The organism is Acidovorax sp. BoFeN1 (assembly GCF_003345135.1).
Taxonomy (GTDB): domain Bacteria; phylum Pseudomonadota; class Gammaproteobacteria; order Burkholderiales; family Burkholderiaceae_C; genus Acidovorax; species Acidovorax defluvii.
On sequence record NZ_QOZT01000087.1, the window covers coordinates 1 to 15873 of the forward strand.

16 protein-coding genes and 1 pseudogene are annotated in these 15873 nt (G+C 65.2%); 8 read left to right on the forward strand and 9 right to left on the reverse strand.

Going from position 1 to position 15873, the window contains the following annotated elements:
* The first annotated feature begins 273 nt into the window (after positions 1–273).
* Entirely contained in the window at positions 274–915 is a 642-nt protein-coding gene (locus tag DTW89_RS15955; RefSeq protein WP_024816169.1) for a trimeric intracellular cation channel family protein, read from the forward strand.
* 121 nt (positions 916–1036) lie between these two features.
* On the opposite strand, the gene DTW89_RS15960 is transcribed toward DTW89_RS15955, so the two are convergent.
* The 6 genes from DTW89_RS15960 to DTW89_RS15985 all read right to left on the reverse strand — a co-directional run bounded on the left by DTW89_RS15960 (position 1037) and on the right by DTW89_RS15985 (position 6389).
* The gene (locus DTW89_RS15960) at positions 1037–2050 is read right to left on the reverse strand and encodes a Bug family tripartite tricarboxylate transporter substrate binding protein (protein WP_114656664.1); all 1014 of its coding nucleotides are present in this window, start codon (positions 2048–2050) and stop codon (positions 1037–1039) included.
* 125 nt (positions 2051–2175) lie between these two features.
* Positions 2176–2904 carry an SDR family oxidoreductase gene (locus DTW89_RS15965; RefSeq protein WP_114656659.1) on the reverse strand — a complete coding sequence of 243 codons (729 nt, stop codon included), beginning with the start codon at positions 2902–2904 and terminating at the stop codon, positions 2176–2178.
* 36 nt (positions 2905–2940) lie between these two features.
* Positions 2941–3771 carry a 3-oxoadipate enol-lactonase gene (gene pcaD, locus DTW89_RS15970; protein ID WP_442858117.1) on the reverse strand — a complete coding sequence of 277 codons (831 nt, stop codon included), beginning with the start codon at positions 3769–3771 and terminating at the stop codon, positions 2941–2943.
* Between the two features lie 2 nt (positions 3772–3773).
* Entirely contained in the window at positions 3774–4976 is a 1203-nt protein-coding gene (gene pcaF, locus DTW89_RS15975) for a 3-oxoadipyl-CoA thiolase (RefSeq protein WP_024816173.1), read from the reverse strand.
* A gap of 37 nt (positions 4977–5013) precedes the next feature.
* On the reverse strand, positions 5014–5658 hold the full coding sequence (locus DTW89_RS15980) for a 3-oxoacid CoA-transferase subunit B (protein ID WP_024816174.1): 645 nt from the start codon (positions 5656–5658) through the stop codon (positions 5014–5016).
* A 29-nt stretch (positions 5659–5687) separates the two neighbouring features.
* Complete coding sequence (locus DTW89_RS15985) at positions 5688–6389, reverse strand: 3-oxoacid CoA-transferase subunit A (protein ID WP_114656660.1); 702 nt, start codon at positions 6387–6389, stop codon at positions 5688–5690.
* A gap of 92 nt (positions 6390–6481) precedes the next feature.
* Between DTW89_RS15985 and DTW89_RS15990 the strand changes: the two genes are divergently transcribed.
* Positions 6482–7279, forward strand: coding sequence for an IclR family transcriptional regulator (locus DTW89_RS15990; RefSeq protein ID WP_024816176.1), 798 nt, complete (start codon positions 6482–6484; stop codon positions 7277–7279).
* A gap of 81 nt (positions 7280–7360) precedes the next feature.
* Here the strand turns inward: DTW89_RS15990 and DTW89_RS15995 are convergent, their stop codons facing one another.
* Positions 7361–7582 carry a hypothetical protein gene (locus DTW89_RS15995; protein WP_201741023.1) on the reverse strand — a complete coding sequence of 74 codons (222 nt, stop codon included), beginning with the start codon at positions 7580–7582 and terminating at the stop codon, positions 7361–7363.
* 176 nt (positions 7583–7758) lie between these two features.
* On the opposite strand from DTW89_RS15995, the gene DTW89_RS16000 reads away from it, so the two are divergent.
* A complete protein-coding gene (locus DTW89_RS16000; protein ID WP_111865699.1) occupies positions 7759–8193 on the forward strand; it encodes a DUF1841 family protein in 435 nt (144 codons plus the stop codon).
* Between the two features lie 93 nt (positions 8194–8286).
* Here the strand turns inward: DTW89_RS16000 and DTW89_RS16005 are convergent, their stop codons facing one another.
* Positions 8287–9180: a universal stress protein gene (locus DTW89_RS16005; protein ID WP_114656661.1), complete on the reverse strand. Its 894-nt coding sequence runs from the start codon at positions 9178–9180 to the stop codon at positions 8287–8289.
* 520 nt (positions 9181–9700) lie between these two features.
* Entirely contained in the window at positions 9701–10363 is a 663-nt protein-coding gene (locus DTW89_RS16010; protein ID WP_024816179.1) for a c-type cytochrome, read from the reverse strand.
* A gap of 104 nt (positions 10364–10467) precedes the next feature.
* Here DTW89_RS16010 and DTW89_RS16015 point away from each other — a divergent pair, with 104 nt between their 5' ends.
* The 5 genes and pseudogenes from DTW89_RS16015 to DTW89_RS16035 all read left to right on the forward strand — a co-directional run.
* Positions 10468–11322, forward strand: coding sequence for an AAA family ATPase (locus DTW89_RS16015; RefSeq protein WP_024816180.1), 855 nt, complete (start codon positions 10468–10470; stop codon positions 11320–11322).
* 16 nt (positions 11323–11338) lie between these two features.
* Positions 11339–11941 (forward strand): GNAT family N-acetyltransferase, encoded by a 603-nt coding sequence (locus DTW89_RS16020; RefSeq protein ID WP_114656662.1) that lies wholly within the window; start codon positions 11339–11341, stop codon positions 11939–11941.
* 18 nt (positions 11942–11959) lie between these two features.
* Positions 11960–13147: a vWA domain-containing protein gene (locus DTW89_RS16025; RefSeq protein WP_024816182.1), complete on the forward strand. Its 1188-nt coding sequence runs from the start codon at positions 11960–11962 to the stop codon at positions 13145–13147.
* A gap of 4 nt (positions 13148–13151) precedes the next feature.
* The gene (locus tag DTW89_RS16030) at positions 13152–15032 is read left to right on the forward strand and encodes an autotransporter assembly complex protein TamA (protein WP_114656663.1); all 1881 of its coding nucleotides are present in this window, start codon (positions 13152–13154) and stop codon (positions 15030–15032) included.
* Positions 15032–15873: pseudogene (locus DTW89_RS16035) on the forward strand (translocation/assembly module TamB domain-containing protein); the annotation flags it as partial. The gene DTW89_RS16030 and the pseudogene DTW89_RS16035, both read left to right, overlap by 1 nt.

A 15873-nucleotide genomic window follows, 5' to 3' on the forward strand; every position in this document is an offset into this window, starting at 1 on the left:
TCATCGCCATGGCGTTCCTGATCGCCGGCAAACTTACCCACCTGCCGGGCAATCCTCTGCTAAAAGCAAGGGCCTGACCATGGACTCAGTGGGGAATGTTGTACGCCACCCGAAATAGAAGAGAACCGCAAAATATGACTCTAGCCCTTTCGCAGAAATCGCTAGCAGCTATATATTCAATAGCACTTTACACCTTCTGCGATCCACCCGCCTGCACCAGCACGCGCGCCACTTTTGGCTGCTGTCACCGCCGCGCCTGCACAATCCATCCCCATGGACCTCGCTGAAACCCCGTGGATACCCACCCTGCGCTTTGTGCTCGAAATAGCCGCCACCGCCGCCTTTGCCTTGTCGGGAATGATCGCCGCCGCACGCCAGCGCATGGACGCGGTGGGCGTGTGCGTGGTGGCCTGCGTCGCCGCCTTTGGCGGCGGCACCTTGCGCGACCTGCTGCTGGACCAGCGGCCCTTTTTCTGGGTGCGCCACACGGGCTATGTGTGGGGCATTCTGGCGCTGTGCGTGGGCGCCATGCTGTTCATGCGCCAGCGCCACTTCAAACCCACCGAGCGTGCCATGCTGCTGCCCGACACGATTGGTCTGGGCCTGTTTGCAGCCATCGGCGTGGACGTGGCCATGGCCGTGGGCATGCCGGCGCTCATAGCCGTGATGATGGGCGTGATCACCGGGGTGTTTGGCGGTGTGCTGCGCGACGTGCTGTGCAACGAGGTGCCCCAGGCCTTCAGCGACCACCGCCCCTATGCCCTGTGCGCCTTTGCCGGCGGCTGGGTGGATGTGGCGCTGCGCCAGGTGCAGGCGCCCGACTGGGCCCCGCTGCTGGCCTGCGTGCTGGTGACCGCCGGACTGCGCGTGCTGGCGCTGTGGCGCAACTGGCAGCTGCCTGCGTGGCGGGTGTAAGAGCCTGGACCAGGCTCTAAAGGCCCACTGCCTGTGCCGCGTACCTTGAAACAAAAATAGCTGCTGGCGCACTATCCATGTGCGCCAGCAGCTATTAATTTAGAAGCAACCCGGCTACAGATCAGTCCAGGCTTGCGCCCGACGACTTGACCACCTTGCCCCACTTCACCGATTCAGACTGGATGAAGGCGGCAAACTGGGCAGGGGTTTCATTCACGGGCTCGCCGCCCTGGTCAACGATCTTCTTCTTCACCTCGGGGTTCGCCAGCACCTTGGCCAGCGCACCGCTGAGCTTGGCCAGCACGGGCGCGGGCGTGGCCGCAGGTGCGAGCAGGCCGAACCACGACATGGCCTCATAACCGGGCACACCGGCTTCGGCGATGGTCGGCACATCGGGCAGCTCGGGCGAGCGCTTGGCGGTGGTGATGGCAATGGCGCGCAACTTGCCCGAACGCACATGCGGAATCACCGAAGGCAGGTTGTCGAACATGATGGCGATCTGGTTGCCCAGCAGGTCGGTCACGGCCGGTGCGCTGCCCTTGTAGGGAATGTGCGTGAGTTCGACCTTGGCCATCGCATTGAACAATTCACCCGACAGGTGCGGAGAAGCGCCGTTGCCGGGCGAGCCGAAGTTGATCTTGCCGGGGTTGGCCTTGGCATAGGCAATCATTTCGGGCACCGTTTTGAACGGCTGCTGGGGGTTGGCCACCAGCAGGTTGGGCACATTGGCCACGCGCGTCAGCGGTGCGAAGTCCTTGATGGGATCAAAGGGCATCTTCTTGTACAGGCTGGCGTTGATGGACTGCGTGCCCACGGTGCCCATGAACAGGGTGTAGCCGTCGGCCGCGGCCTTGGCAGCATATTGCCCGCCGATGTTGCCGCCCGCACCGGCCTTGTTTTCGATCACCACCGGCTGGCCCAGCTCGGTCGAGAGGTATTGGCCCACCAGGCGCGCCAGGATGTCGGTGGTGCCGCCCGCCGAGAAGGGCACGACGATGGAAATAGGCTTGGCGGGATAAACGGCCTGCGCAAAAGCGGCGCCCGGCAGGGCAGCCGTGCCCGCAGCCAGGCTGGCCAAAACAGCCAGGGCCTTGCGGCGGCCGGTCAGGAAGGTGCGGTGTGTGGAAGTGGTCAGGGTTGTTTCCTCTGTCTTTCTCGGTTCAATGGAATCCGCCGTGCCGGGCAAACATGCGCCCAGACGCAGCAGACGGGTGAAAGGGCCGGTTCGGGCGGCGCGGTGAAGGTGTGTGAACGAGGCGCTCACACGCCCGCCACGCCCACGGTCATGCCGCCGCAGACATACAGAACCTGCCCCGTGACGAAACCACTGCGCGCATCCAGCAGGTAGCTGGCGGCGTGGGCCACGTCGTCGGGCGTGCCAATGCGCCTGACGGGCACGGCATCGACGATGGCGCGGGTGCGTGGTGCGTCGGGCGGGTTGGCGCGGTCGAACAGCTCGGTGCGAATGGGGCCGGGCCCGATGGCGTTGGCCGTGATGCCGTGCAGCCCCAGCTCCAGCGCCCACACGCGTGTCATGCCGATCAGGCCAGCCTTGGTAGCGGCATAGGCGGTGCGCAACTCCTTGCCCAGCGCCGCGCGCGAGGACATGTTGACAATGCGCCCGAAGCCCGCAGCCTTCATGCCCGGCAGCAGTGCCTGCATGCACTGAAACGCGCAGCGCAGGTTCAGCGAAACGGCCAGGGCGAACTCGGCCAGCGTCTGGTGCTCGGCATCGGCCGGCACCACCACGCCCACGTTGTTCACCAGCCGCGTGATGGGACCGCTGGCCAGCGCCTCTTGCAGTGCGCGCGCGGTGTCTGCCGCATCCGACAGGTCGGCACGGATGGCGCCGGGCACGGAGTCCACCACGCGGTCGATGACGATCGGCAGGTAGCCCTCGGCACGGCAGCGCTCGGCAATGGCGGCACCGATGCCGGCGCCGCCGCCGGTGATCAGCACGCGCTCGGGGGTGGTATTGGGCTGGGTCATGGCTTTTGCGGGTGAATGGCGTGGGGCGCCAACGGTTCAGGCACCCATGGCCAAAAAGGCGGCCAGCGCGTCGTCAAACGCAGCCGGTGCTTCCAGGTTGGACAGGTGCGAAGCAGGCAGCTCGACCAGGCGCGCACCGGCAATGGCACGCTGCATGGCCTGCGCGTCGGCCACGGTGGTCACCGGGTCACTGGCACCGGCAATCAGCAACGTGGGCACGCGAATGGCGGCAATGGCATTTCGCAGGTCGGCCTGGGCCAGTGCCTCGCAGCAGGCGGCATAGCCCTCGGGCGCGATGCCGGCAATCCAGCCTTGCGCCAGGGCCACCCGCGCGGGCTGGGCCGCGATGAAGGGTTCGGTGAACCAGCGGCCGGGCGCCGAAGCGGCCAGCTCGGCCATGGCCGCGGTGCCTTGGTTGCGCACCAGCGCAGCACGGGTTTGCCAGCCTTCGGCCGTGCCAATTTTGGCGGCACTGTTGCAGACCACCAGGTGGTCCAGGCGCCCGCCCGCGTGCACGCCCAGCCACAGCCCGGTGAGGCCGCCCATGGAGATGCCGCAAAAGCTGGCCCTGGCAATGCCCAGCGCGTCCAGCAGCGCCAGCACATCACCGCCGAGTTGCTCCAGGCTGTAGGGGCCTGGCGACACCACGCTGCCGCCATGGCCGCGCGTGTCGTAGCGCAGCACGCGGTGGGTCTGGGCGAAGTGCTGCGCCTGCGCGTCCCACATCTCCAGCGGCGTGCCCAGCGAGTTGGAAAACACCAGCACCGGCGCATCAGCGGGCCCATCCAGGCGCACGCGAAAGCGCCCGCCGGGGGTGTCGATGGTTGGTGTCTGCACTGCTTGTGTTGGCGCGGTGAGTTTTGGCACGGTCAGACGCGTTCGAGGATCACGGCAATGCCCTGCCCCACGCCAATGCACATGGTGCACAGCGCGTACTTGCCACCGGTGGCGTGCAGGCGGTTCACCGCCGTGGTGGCCAGGCGGGCACCGCTGGCGCCCAGCGGGTGGCCCAGCGCAATGGCGCCGCCCCAGGCGTTCACACGGGCGTCGTCATCTTTCAGGCCCAGGGCGCGCAGCACGGCCAGGCCCTGCGCGGCAAAGGCTTCGTTGAGCTCGATCACGTCCATGTGGTCAATGGTGAGGCCGGTTTGCGCCAGCACCTTCAGGGTGGCGGGCGTGGGGCCAAAGCCCATGATGCGCGGCGCCACGCCGGCGGTGGCCATGCCGACCACGCGGGCGCGCGGCGTCAGGCCATACTTGGCGGCGTTGGCTTCGTCGGCCAGCAGCAGCGCGCAGGCGCCGTCGTTCACACCGCTGGCGTTGCCGGCCGTGACGGTGCCGTCAGGCCGCACCACGCCCTTGAGCTTGGCCAGCGCTTCCAGGCTGGTCTTGCGGGGGTGTTCGTCGGTGTCCACGACGATGGCATCGCCCTTTTTCTGCGGGATGGTGACCGGGCAGATCTCGCGCGCCAGGTGGCCCGCTTCGATGGCAGCCACGGCACGCAGCTGGCTGTTCAGGGCCATCAGGTCCTGCGCCTCGCGCTCGATGCCAAAGTCGGTGGCCACGTTTTCGGCCGTTTCGGGCATCGAATCCACGCCGTACTGCGCCTTCATCAGCTTGTTGACGAAGCGCCAGCCAATCGTGGTGTCATACACGGCGTTGTTGCGGCTGAAGGCGCTTTCTGCCTTGGGCATGACAAACGGGGCGCGGCTCATGCTTTCCACGCCGCCCGCGATCATCAGACCGGCTTCGCCGGCCTTGATGGCGCGCGCTGCCGTGCCCACGGCATCCAGGCCCGAGCCGCACAGGCGGTTGATGGTGCCGCCGGGCACTTCCAGTGGCAGGCCAGCCAGCAGGGCCGACATGCGCGCCACGTTGCGGTTGTCTTCACCGGCCTGGTTGGCGCAGCCATAAAGCACGTCGGTCACGGCGGCCCAGTCCACGCCCGGATTGCGCTCCATCAGCGCCTTGAGCGGGATGGCGCCGAGGTCGTCGGTGCGCACGCTGGACAAGGCACCGCCGTAGCGGCCGAAAGGGGTGCGGATGGCGTCACAGATGAAAGCTTGGGTCATAGGTGTCTCCTGGGGGTTTGTCGGGATTGAGGTGAATTCAGGCCTGGATGGGCAGGCCGACAAGGCGTTCGAGCTCAGCGTGCTCCAGCCCTTCGACCTTGTCGATGAGCTGCAGGCCCTGCGGCGTGCAGGCCAGCGTGGCAAGGTCGGAGTAAATGCGCTTGACGCAGCCGATGCCGGTGAGCGGATAGGTGCACTGCGCCACGACCTTGCTGGCGCCCTGCTTGGTGAGCAAGTCCATCATCACCCAGGTCTGCTTGGCACCGATGGCCAGGTCCATGGCGCCGCCCACGGCAGGAATGGCGCCGGGCTCGCCCGTGCTCCAGTTGGCCAGGTCGCCCGTGGCCGACACCTGAAAGGCGCCCAGCACGCAGATGTCGAGGTGACCGCCGCGCATCATGGCAAAGCTGTCAGCGTGGTGAAAATACGCGCCGCCGGGCAGCAGGGTCACGGGCTGCTTGCCTGCGTTGATGAGGTCATAGTCTTCGCTGCCCGCAGCGGGCGCCGGGCCCATACCCAGGATGCCGTTCTCGCTTTGCAGGACGACTTCACGGCCCGCGGGAATGTGGTTGGCCACCAGGGTCGGCTGGCCGATGCCCAGGTTGACATAGGCGCCGTCGTGGATGTCTTGCGCCACCCGTTTGGCCAACTCTTCTTTACTACGTTTTTGATAGCTACTCACGCTTGCTCCTTTTGCGCCAGAGGCCAATTTCATGCAGATTTCTTCATGCCACCCGCCTGGGTGGCCACGCGGGCGATCTTCACCACGTGGCTCACATAGACGCCCGGCGTGACGATGGCTTCGGGATCGAGTGCACCCAGCTCCACCACTTCGTGCACCGTGGCAATCGTGGTCTTGGCGGCGGTGGCCATCACGGGGCCAAAGTTGCGCGCCGACATGCGATAGGTCAGGTTGCCCCAGCGGTCGCCCTTTTCGGCCTTGATCAGGGCCACGTCGCCGTAGATGGGGTACTCCAGCACGTAGTGCTTGCCATTGATTTCGCGCGTCTCTTTGCCCGCGGCCAGCTCGGTGCCATAGGCCGTGGGGCAGAAAAAGGCGCCAATGCCAGCACCTGCGGCGCGGATGCGCTCGGCCAGGTTGCCCTGCGGCACCAGCTCCAGTTCCAGCTTGCCGCTGCGGTAAAGCTCGTCAAACACATAGCTGTCGGCCTGGCGCGGAAAGCTGCAAATGATCTTGCGCACCTGTCCGGCCTTGAGCAGCGCCGCCACGCCCTGCTCGGCGTTGCCGGCGTTGTTGTTCACGATGGTGAGGTCGCGCGCACCATGGGCGATCAGGCCGTCGATCAGCTCGTCAGGAATGCCCGCCGTGCCAAAGCCGCCAATCAGCACCGTGGCGCCATCCTTCACACCCGCAAGTGCCTGCGCCACCGAGTCCGCTATCTTGTTGATCATGGAAAGTCTTCCGGGAAGTGTCAAAAAATCGCCACCAATTTGTTCGTATAATGAACAAATGTTCGCATAGAGAATTATAAACCGGGCATTTCATGAACACCAATACCCCTCCCGCCAGCCCGAAACCGGGCGACAGCTACGTGCAGTCGTTTGCGCGCGGCCTGGAAGTGATCCGCTCGTTCAGTGCCACCGCGCCGCAGCAGACGCTGAGCGAGGTTGCCGCGCAGACCGGCCTGACGCGCGCGGGCGCGCGGCGCATTCTGCTCACGCTGCAGACGCTGGGCTATGTGGAAAGTGATGGTCGGCTGTTTCGCCTGACCCCGCGCATCCTTGACCTCGGCTTTGCCTACCTGTCGTCCATGCCCATCTGGGATCTGGCCGAGCCGGTGATGGAAGAGCTGGTGGAGCAGGTGCGCGAGTCGTGCTCGGCGGCCGTGCTGGACGGCCTCGATATCGTCTATGTGCTGCGGCTGCCCACGCACAAGATCATGCGCACCAACCTGGGCGTGGGTTCGCGCCTGCCCGCGCCGTGGACATCGATGGGGCGGGTGCTGCTGGCGGGCCTGCCCGACGAAGAACTGGTGGCACGGCTGCAGGGCCTGAACCCCCAGCGCTTTACCCAGCACACCACCGTGGACGTGGCCACGCTGCTCGAACGCATACGCCAGGCACGCACACAGGGCTGGTGCCTGATCAATCAGGAACTGGAGGAAGGGCTGATTTCGATTGCCGCGCCGCTGACCAACCGCGCGGGCCAGACCGTGGCCGCCCTCAATATCAGCGGCCAGGCCAACCGCACCAGCGCCGAGGTGATGCAGGCCACCATGCTGCCCGCCCTGCTGAAGGCAGCGCGCACCATTTCACGGCTGCTGAGCCTTCAGCGCAACTGACGTGCGGGCCTTGGGGCCGAACAGCCGCCGGCAAACGGCTGACAGCGCGCACCGCGTATTCGCGCTGCCTGCCCAAGCAGTTCAATTCTTGCGAAAACCCAGCACCAGCACCACGGCCCCCAGCGCAATGGCGCCCAGGCTCAGCCACTGGGGCACATTCACCGATTCCTTGTCTTTCACGGTGAGCTCCAGCGGACCCAGCTTGGCCTGCGTGGTTTCTTTGGTGAAGCTGAAACCGCCGGTAAAAAACCCGGCCAGCCCCAATACGACCAGGATCGCTCCGGTCAGACGCAGTGCATTCATGGCATATCTCCCAAATCCGGGGCTGTTGGACAAAGGCGCAGCAGCGACCCCGGTTTCCCCGCCTGTGCCCGGCCACTGTAGACGCGCCCGGCGCCTGCGCATGTAGGACGCCACCGCAACGGCGCACCGCCCGTCGTGCGCCGGCATCGCTGCCACTGCGTGCTACGCTCAGGGCCATGTTCAACCCGTCCCAAGCCGATGTGCGCCGTTTTCTCTGCGCGGTGCACGCCAAGACCCTGAGCGGCGCCCCCATGGAGGCCATCGAAACGCTGGCCAGCCTGTGGATTGCAGAGCACCCCGAGTACCACGCCGAGCTGGCCAACGCCGACGCCGCCGTGGCGCGCAACTACGACGAAACGCCAGAGCAGACCAACCCGTTTCTGCACCTGTCGATGCACCTGTCGATCAGCGAACAGTGCAGCATCGACCAGCCGCGCGGCATCCGCCAGGCGGTAGAACTGCTCACCGCGCGCCTTGATTCCCTGCACGACGCCCACCACGCCACCATGGACTGCCTGGGCCAGATGCTGTGGGAAAGCCAGCGCGCCGGCCGCCCGCCCGATGGAGACGCCTACATCGCCTGCGTGCAGCGCCGCGCCACCCGGGACTGAAGCGGTCGCCAACGCTGCGTGGATCGCGGCGCAAGCTCCACCACAGGTTTTGGGCGCCTGGGCGCTCACACGCTGAACGGGCCGGCGCAAGCGTCAGGCCGACAAGCCAGAAACAGCACAGTTTCGCGCCGTTGTGCGGCCTTCGCGCAACGCATAGTCGCGCGGAAACACCAGCACATCACATTGCACGTGGCCCACCAGCCGGACCGCGACACTGCCCATCAACCAATCAACGGGTGCCGGGCGGCGCTGGTACCCGACTGCAATGAGATCGGCTCCTGAGGCTTCGTGCTGCACGGCAAGCTGCCGGGCCGGGTCTCCGGCTCCCAGCACCGAGGCCACACGGTTGCGCCGCGTGTCCAAAGCGGTGGCAAGCGGCAGCATCTTTCGGCGTGCCTGCTCGCGCACTTCGGCGCGATAGGCCTGAATGGCCTGCATCGACGCTTCGGCGCTGCGCAGTTTGGCTTCGTTGTGCCGGTCAATGGCGTGATAAAGCTCCAGTCGCGCCTCCCCTTGCAGCCCCCCGGCATACCGCACCAACGCCCCTGCGGTCTCGGAAAAATCCACCGCAACCAGTACATGACGATAGGCACTTTTGGGTGCGTTCTGCACGATCAGCACCGGACAGCGACTGCCGCGCAAGACTCGCGCCCATGGCGAACCCCGCAGCAGGCGCCCCCAGTTGAAATGCGCCCGCCGGTCCATCACCAGCAAATCTGCTCCCGCCGTTGCGGCCAGCGCATCGGCCACCACGTCGCCGGTGCCCTGCCTTGCGGCAACGACGGCAACATCATGGCGCCGGGCCAGCTGGCGCGCCCGCTGTTCCAGCCGCGCGTGCGGATCGGCGAACTTGGGATCGGGCGTGTCGGTGCCGTAGTGGATGCGCAAGCGCGCATGGTGATCGGCTGCAACCATGGCAGCGCGGTCCAGCGCCTGCTCGGCGGCGGCAGAAAAATCGGTGATGGCAATAATGGTCTGAAGGTGCATGGAACTTCCCGGTAAGCGTACAAACGGCCGGCGCAAAGCGCCGCGCTGGATGGCGCCATCAGTGCGCCCACGCAACGGAAAACCACGAAACGTGAGCGGTGAAAACCGGAATCTCAATGGCCGCAGCACGACATGCTGTCGCGCGCACTGGTCCGGCATGACTGCCCGGCGGTGGGTCGATGACGCTCTTGGGGAAAGAAGAAACCGCCGGGCCTAGGAATCTGCGGCCGTGGAAGCTGGTTTCAGAACACCCGTCCTTTGCACGATGTGTGCGGGCAACGCAGCAGTCGTGGACGACTCGGCGGCACGGACACAGGAGGGAGAAACCAGAAAACGCATAGGGGTATTTTACGAACGACTCCCCCAAAGGACAACCAAGCCCCTGCGCGGTGTGCCAGATAGGCAGGCGCCTGCGACAGCAAGCGCCATGTGTGCATGGCCAGAAACAAAAGAGCCCGCTGGCTGCGGGCTCTGTGCGAATGGCCTGGTTTGCGGGGCGAGGCCCCAACCGGCGGTCAGCTCAACGAAAACGCGATTGCGGCACCGTGTGCAGGTCGCTTTCGAGCGAGCCCACATAGCTTGCAATTGCCTTCAGCTCCGCGTTGGTGAACTGCTTGGCGATGCCGCCCATGATGGCGTTGCCGCGGCCGACATGGGTGTTCTTTTCCACCTTGTAGGCCTTGAGCGCCACGAACAGGTAATCAGCGTGCTGGCCCGCAATCTTGGGATAGGACGGATCGATGGGCTTGGCAAAGTTGTCGCCGTGGCAGGAAACGCAGGCACCCTTTTTCAGCAACTCGGCCACTTGCACGCTGGGTTCGCGGCCCGACTTGGCGGGCAGCTCGGCGCTGGTCTTGCCGTGTTGTTCGTAATAGGCCGATACGTCGGCAATGTCCTGCTCGGTCAAGGAGTCGGACACGCCGCGCATCGTGGGGTGCTTGCGCTCGCCCTTTTTGTAGGCCGTGAGGGCGGCAGCAATGTACTTGCCGCTCTGGCCCGAGATCATGGGCACCTTGTGCACTTCGGGAAAGCTCGACTGGTAACCCGGAATGCCGTGGCAGCCGATGCACATCGCAATTTTCTGCTTGCCGGCTTCGACATCTCCCTTGGCTTCCTGGGCGTGGGACACCGCCGTCACGCAAGCGACAGCCAGGGCGAATATCGTGGTCAACGTCTTGTTCATTTTGCGCGCACAATCGTATGAAGGTTCAACTCGTGGCTCTGATCCGATGGAGATTATAGCCACCGCTTGTCAAGCCCATCCATCAACGATTCGGTGTTTTGTTCATGAAATTTCAAGGTTCCCAGACTTACGTCGCCACCCAAGACCTGATGCTTGCCGTGAACGCGGCCATCACGCTGCAACGCCCGCTGCTCGTCAAGGGCGAGCCCGGCACCGGCAAGACCATGCTGGCCGAAGAAGTGGCACAGGCGCTGGACATGCCCTTGCTGCAGTGGCACATCAAGTCCACCACCAAGGCGCAGCAGGGCCTGTATGAATACGACGCCGTGAGCCGCCTGCGCGACAGCCAGCTCAACGATGGCGACAGCGCCGAGCGCGTCAAGGACATCCGCAACTACATCGTCCAGGGCGTGTTATGGCAAGCCTTCACGGCCGACCGCCCCGTGGCACTGCTGATCGACGAAATCGACAAGGCCGACATCGAGTTCCCGAACGACCTCCTGCGCGAGATCGACCGCATGGAGTTCTACTGCTACGAAACGCGCGAACTCATCAAGGCCAAGCACCGGCCGCTGGTGTTCATCACCTCGAACAACGAAAAGGAACTGCCCGACGCCTTTTTGCGCCGCTGCTTCTTTCACTTCATCAAGTTCCCCGAAGCCGACACCATGCGCCAGATCGTGAACGTGCACTTCCCCACGCTCAAGAGCGAGCTGCTGGGCGTGGCGATGAAGACGTTTTACGACGTACGCAACCTGCCCGGCCTGAAAAAGAAGCCCTCCACCAGCGAGCTGATCGACTGGCTCAAGTTGCTGGTGGCTGAAGACATTCCGCTGTCGGCCCTGCAAAGCGCCGACAACAAGGTGGCCGTGCCACCGCTGGTGGGTGCACTACTGAAGAACGAACAGGATGTCAGCCTGTTTGAAAAACTCGTCTTCATGAATCAACGCAACCGTTGATTGCCGGAGCCCGGCCATGAGTTTTGTTCAACCACTGGTCATGCGCCACAACGGCGTGCGCCTGGAACCCCTGGCGCTGTGGCACGAGGACGGGCTGCGCGCGGCGGCTGCCGATGGCGAGCTTTGGAAGCTGCGCATCACATCGGTACCCGAACCGCATGAGACACGGGCCTACATCGAGACAGCGCTCAAGATGCGCGAAGACGGCCACCGCTTTGCTTTTGCGGTGGTCGACGATGCCACCGGCACAGTGCTGGGCACCACCAGCTACCACGACATCCTGCCCGCCGTGAAGCGTGTGGAGATTGGCTGGACCTGGTACCGCAAAAGCGTGCAGCGCAGCCACGTCAACACCATCGCCAAGCTTTTGATGATGGGCCACGCCTTTGACCAGCTCGGCTGCAACGTCGTGGGCTGGCGCACCGACAACTACAACTTTGCCTCGCAACGCGCCATCGAACGGCTGGGTGCCAAAAAAGACGGCGTGATCCGCGGCCACGCGCTGCGCCGCGACGGCACCATTCGCGACACGGTGATGTACAGCATGCGCTCGGGCGAATGGCCAGAGGTCCGGGCACAGTTGCTATACCTTTTAGAGCGTCATACGCTTGTCACATAAGCGCTTGAGGCCAATATCATGTTAATTGACTTTTTCTACACCCTGCGCGCGGCCAAGCTACCGGTTTCGGTCAAGGAATACCTCACGTTGCTTGAAGCCCTGCAGGCCGGCGTGGTGGGCCCCAAGTCAGCGGACGGCTGGAGCCTGGACGATTTCTACCACCTGGGCCGCACCGTGCTGGTCAAGGACGAGAAGCACTACGACAAGTTCGACCGCGCTTTCGCCGCCTACTTCAAGGGCGTGGAAATGGTGGCCGACTTCACCAAGGAGATCCCGGCCGACTGGCTGCGCAAGATCCTGGAAAACGAGCTCACGCCCGAGCAGAAAGCCGCCATCGAGAAGATGGGCTGGGACGAGCTCATGGAGACGCTGAAAAAGCGCCTGGAAGAGCAGAAAGAACGCCACGAGGGCGGCAGCAAATGGATTGGCACGGGCGGCACCAGCCCGTTTGGCCACGGCGGCTACAACCCGCAGGGCGTGCGCATTGGCGGTGCCAGCAAGAACAAGAGCGCCGTGAAGGTGTGGGAGCAGCGTGCCTACCGCGACTACGACGACCAGCAGGAGCTGGGCACGCGCAACATCAAGGTAGCCCTGCGCCGCCTGCGCAAGTTTGCGCGCGAGGGGCACGAGCTGGAGCTGGACCTGCCCGACACCATTCGCAGCACGGCGGCCAACGCGGGGTATCTGGACATCAAGATGGTGCCCGAGCGCCACAACAACGTGAAGGTGTTGCTGCTGATGGACGTGGGCGGCACCATGGACGAACACATCCAGCGGATCGAAGAGCTCTTCAGTGCTGTCAAGACCGAGTTCAAGCACCTGGAGTTTTATTACTTCCACAACTGCGTGTACGACTTCATGTGGAAAAACAACCGGCGCCGCTTCGCCGAGAAATTCCCGACCTGGGACATCATCCGCAAGTACAACAAGGACTACAAACTGATCTTTGTGGGCGACGCCACCATGAGCCCGTATGAAATTTTGCAGCCAGGCGGCAGCGTCGAATACAACAACGAAGAGCCGGGCGCCGAGTGGATTCAGCGGCTCACGCACGCCTTCCCCAAGCACGCGTGGATCAACCCCGAGCCACAAGGCGTGTGGCAATACCGCCAGAGCATCAGCATCATCCAGCAGCTCATCGGCAACCGCATGTACCCTTTGTCACTCAAGGGGCTCGAAGAAACAATGCGGCTGCTGTCAAAATAGGCACATGCCCATCGCTCTTTCAACGCCGGCCCGATGGCCGGCGTTGCTGTTTTTCTGCGTGGTGTGCCTGCAAGGCTGCAGCCTGTTGCCCCGAGGCGAACGCAACGCCACCGCAGACACAGCCTCCACCCCGGTCAACGACAGTTCCTCCTTGCCCGCGTTCACCCTTGAAGTGAACGCGCCCGACGGCGTGCGCGAGACCCTGGAGCGCCATCTGGAACTACAACGTTTCCGTGCACTGCCCGATCTGCAAGACGGCGAGTTGCAGCGCCTGCTGGCCGCCGCCGACGCTAACGCGCGCGAACTGCTGGGCACCATGGGCTACTTTGCCCCCACCATCACGGTGCTGATGACCGACACCCCCGAAAGCAAAGCCGCCTTGCGTGCCGTGGTCGTAGTGGTAGAGCCTGGCCCGCAAACCCGCATTGCCAGCACCCAGATCACCGTGGCCGACAGCACCGACAAAGACACCGAAAGCCACGCTCGCCGCGAGCAACGGGTGCAACGCAACTGGTCGCTGTTGCCAGGACAGCCCTTCACCCAGTCGGCCTGGGACCGTGCCAAGGCCGACGGCCTGCGCCAGCTTCAGGTGCGCCGCTACCCCACCGCCCGCATTGCGCAAAGCCGCGCCGAGGTGGATGCCGACACCCACCAGGCGGCACTGAGCGTGAACTACGACACGGGCCCCTCTTACCGCTTTGGCCCCCTGAAGGTGCAAGGCAGCGAGCGCTATGACCCCGATGGCGCGCGGCGCCTGGCCCGCTTGCCCACCGGCGCTTTTTATGACGAGGCGCAACTGCTGGATGCGCAGTTGCGCCTGGCCAGCAGCGGTTACTACGACGCGGTGTTTCTCACCCTCGACACCGAAGGCACCGACCCGCAGGCCGCCCCCGTGGTGGCGCAGTTGCGCGAGGCCAAGCTGCAAAAGCTGGTGTTTGGCGCCGGCATCTCCACCGACAGCGGCCCCCGCCTTTCCATGGACCACATCCACAACCAGCTGCCCGGCATTGGCTGGCGCGCGGTAAGCAAGCTGCTGCTGGACCGCGAGACCAAGCTGGCGAGCACCGAGTGGACCGATCTGCCCGACGAAAACGGATGGCGCTGGTTTGCCTCGGCCCAGGCGCAGCGCGAAACCACGGGCGACTATCAGGTCAACAGCGCACGCCTGCGCTCGGGCCGCAGCAAAAGCGGTGCACGCATTGATCGCAACTATTTTCTGCAATACGACTACGCCAACAGCCAGGGCCTGAATGCCCCGCCTTCGGGCACGGCGATCAGCGTGAACTATGGCTGGACGGGCCGCTATTTCAATAGCACCGTGGCGCCCACGCGTGGGCACGGGCTGGCGGTGGAACTGGGGGCAGGCACCACGCTGCACCCCGACCGTGCGGCCTTTGTGCGCACGCTGGTGCGCTGGCAATCGTTCATTGCGGCGGGCCGCGTGCAGGCCGAAACCGGTGGCGCGCGCAATGCCCGCATCGCCCTGCGGGCCGAAGCTGGCGCCGTGATGGCGCGGCAGACGGCGCAGATCCCGGTAACGCAGCTCTTTCTGACCGGCGGCGACACCACCGTGCGTGGCTATGGCTACCGGGCCATCGGCGCCCGCACCGAAAACAACCTGCTTTATGGCGGCCGCTATCTGGGCCTGGCCAGCGTCGAATGGCAGCGCCCCATCGTTTACAACGGCGCCATGACCGACTGGGAGAGCGCCGTGTTTGTGGATGCTGGCGCCGTGGCCGACCGTGTGGGCGACCTGGACCCCCGCGTTGGCGTGGGTGCCGGCGTGCGCTGGCGCAGCCCGGTGGGCCCGCTGCAGGCCGACCTGGCCTATGGCGTGCAGTCCCGGCAACTGCGGCTGCATTTGCGCCTGGGGTTCAGCTTCTGATGCGCCGCCAGACGCCCGCCCATCGCACGCCCCCGACCGATTTCTCTGCGGGCGGCGCCACCCCGCCCGCCGCACCCGTTCGCGGCAAACACGTACGCCGGGTCCTGCGGTTCTCGGGCTGGTTGCTGGTGGGCCTGTGCGCCCTGGTGCTGGCGGTCGGCACGCTGGCTTGGTGGTGGTCGGGCCGCGACAGCTCTTTGGCAGCCCTGCTGGCGCGCGCCGCCCTGCATCTGCCGGCCGGGCAAACACTGGACAGCCGCGAGGTGAGCGGATCGCTGCGCAGCGGCGGCCGCATTGGCTGGCTGCGCTGGAGCAGCCCGACCCTGCGCGTGGAAGTCAACGATGCCAGCGTGGGCTGGCAGCTGGCACCCTTGCTGCAGCGCCGCCTGGAGCTGGGCGAGGTGCATGCCGCCACCGTGACGATCACCCCGCTGGGCCCGCCCAGCGCCGAGCCCCTGACGCCACTGGATACGCTGGTGCTGCCGCTGCAGATTGGCCTGCCCTTTCGCATTGACAGCCTGCAATGGGCAGGCACACCGGCCGTGGAAGCCCTGGGGCTGGCGGGTGACTACCGCTTTGATGGGCGCCAGCACCATCTGACAATTGGCCAGGTGATGCTGGCCCAGGGCCAATACACCGCCCGCGCCACCTTGGACGCCCAGGCTCCCATGGCGCTCGATGCCACGGTGGATGGCAGCGTGCACCAGGCCGTGCCCGGCAGCAGCGCCAGCGTTCAGGTGCAAGCCCACGCCACACTCAAAGGCACCTTGTCCACCGCTGCCGCGCAATTGCAGCTGGATGCCCAGCTGCGCCCGCTTGCCCAGGCTGCGCAGCCCGCCAC

What these genes read in the sequence shown, in the direction of transcription:
- DTW89_RS16020 (WP_114656662.1), top strand. Translation starts at nt 11,339, where the DNA reads ATGAGTTTTGTTCAACCACTGGTCATGCGCCACAACGGCGTGCGCCTG.
- pcaF (WP_024816173.1), bottom strand. Translation starts at nt 4,976, where the DNA reads ATGACCCAAGCTTTCATCTGTGACGCCATCCGCACCCCTTTCGGCCGC.
- DTW89_RS16025 (WP_024816182.1), top strand. Translation starts at nt 11,960, where the DNA reads ATGTTAATTGACTTTTTCTACACCCTGCGCGCGGCCAAGCTACCGGTT.
- DTW89_RS15965 (WP_114656659.1), bottom strand. Translation starts at nt 2,904, where the DNA reads ATGACCCAGCCCAATACCACCCCCGAGCGCGTGCTGATCACCGGCGGC.
- DTW89_RS15985 (WP_114656660.1), bottom strand. Translation starts at nt 6,389, where the DNA reads ATGATCAACAAGATAGCGGACTCGGTGGCGCAGGCACTTGCGGGTGTG.
- DTW89_RS15955 (WP_024816169.1), top strand. Translation starts at nt 274, where the DNA reads ATGGACCTCGCTGAAACCCCGTGGATACCCACCCTGCGCTTTGTGCTC.
- DTW89_RS15995 (WP_201741023.1), bottom strand. Translation starts at nt 7,582, where the DNA reads ATGAATGCACTGCGTCTGACCGGAGCGATCCTGGTCGTATTGGGGCTG.
- DTW89_RS16030 (WP_114656663.1), top strand. Translation starts at nt 13,152, where the DNA reads ATGCCCATCGCTCTTTCAACGCCGGCCCGATGGCCGGCGTTGCTGTTT.
- DTW89_RS15990 (WP_024816176.1), top strand. Translation starts at nt 6,482, where the DNA reads ATGAACACCAATACCCCTCCCGCCAGCCCGAAACCGGGCGACAGCTAC.
- DTW89_RS16010 (WP_024816179.1), bottom strand. Translation starts at nt 10,363, where the DNA reads ATGAACAAGACGTTGACCACGATATTCGCCCTGGCTGTCGCTTGCGTG.
- DTW89_RS16015 (WP_024816180.1), top strand. Translation starts at nt 10,468, where the DNA reads ATGAAATTTCAAGGTTCCCAGACTTACGTCGCCACCCAAGACCTGATG.
- DTW89_RS16005 (WP_114656661.1), bottom strand. Translation starts at nt 9,180, where the DNA reads ATGCACCTTCAGACCATTATTGCCATCACCGATTTTTCTGCCGCCGCC.
- DTW89_RS16000 (WP_111865699.1), top strand. Translation starts at nt 7,759, where the DNA reads ATGTTCAACCCGTCCCAAGCCGATGTGCGCCGTTTTCTCTGCGCGGTG.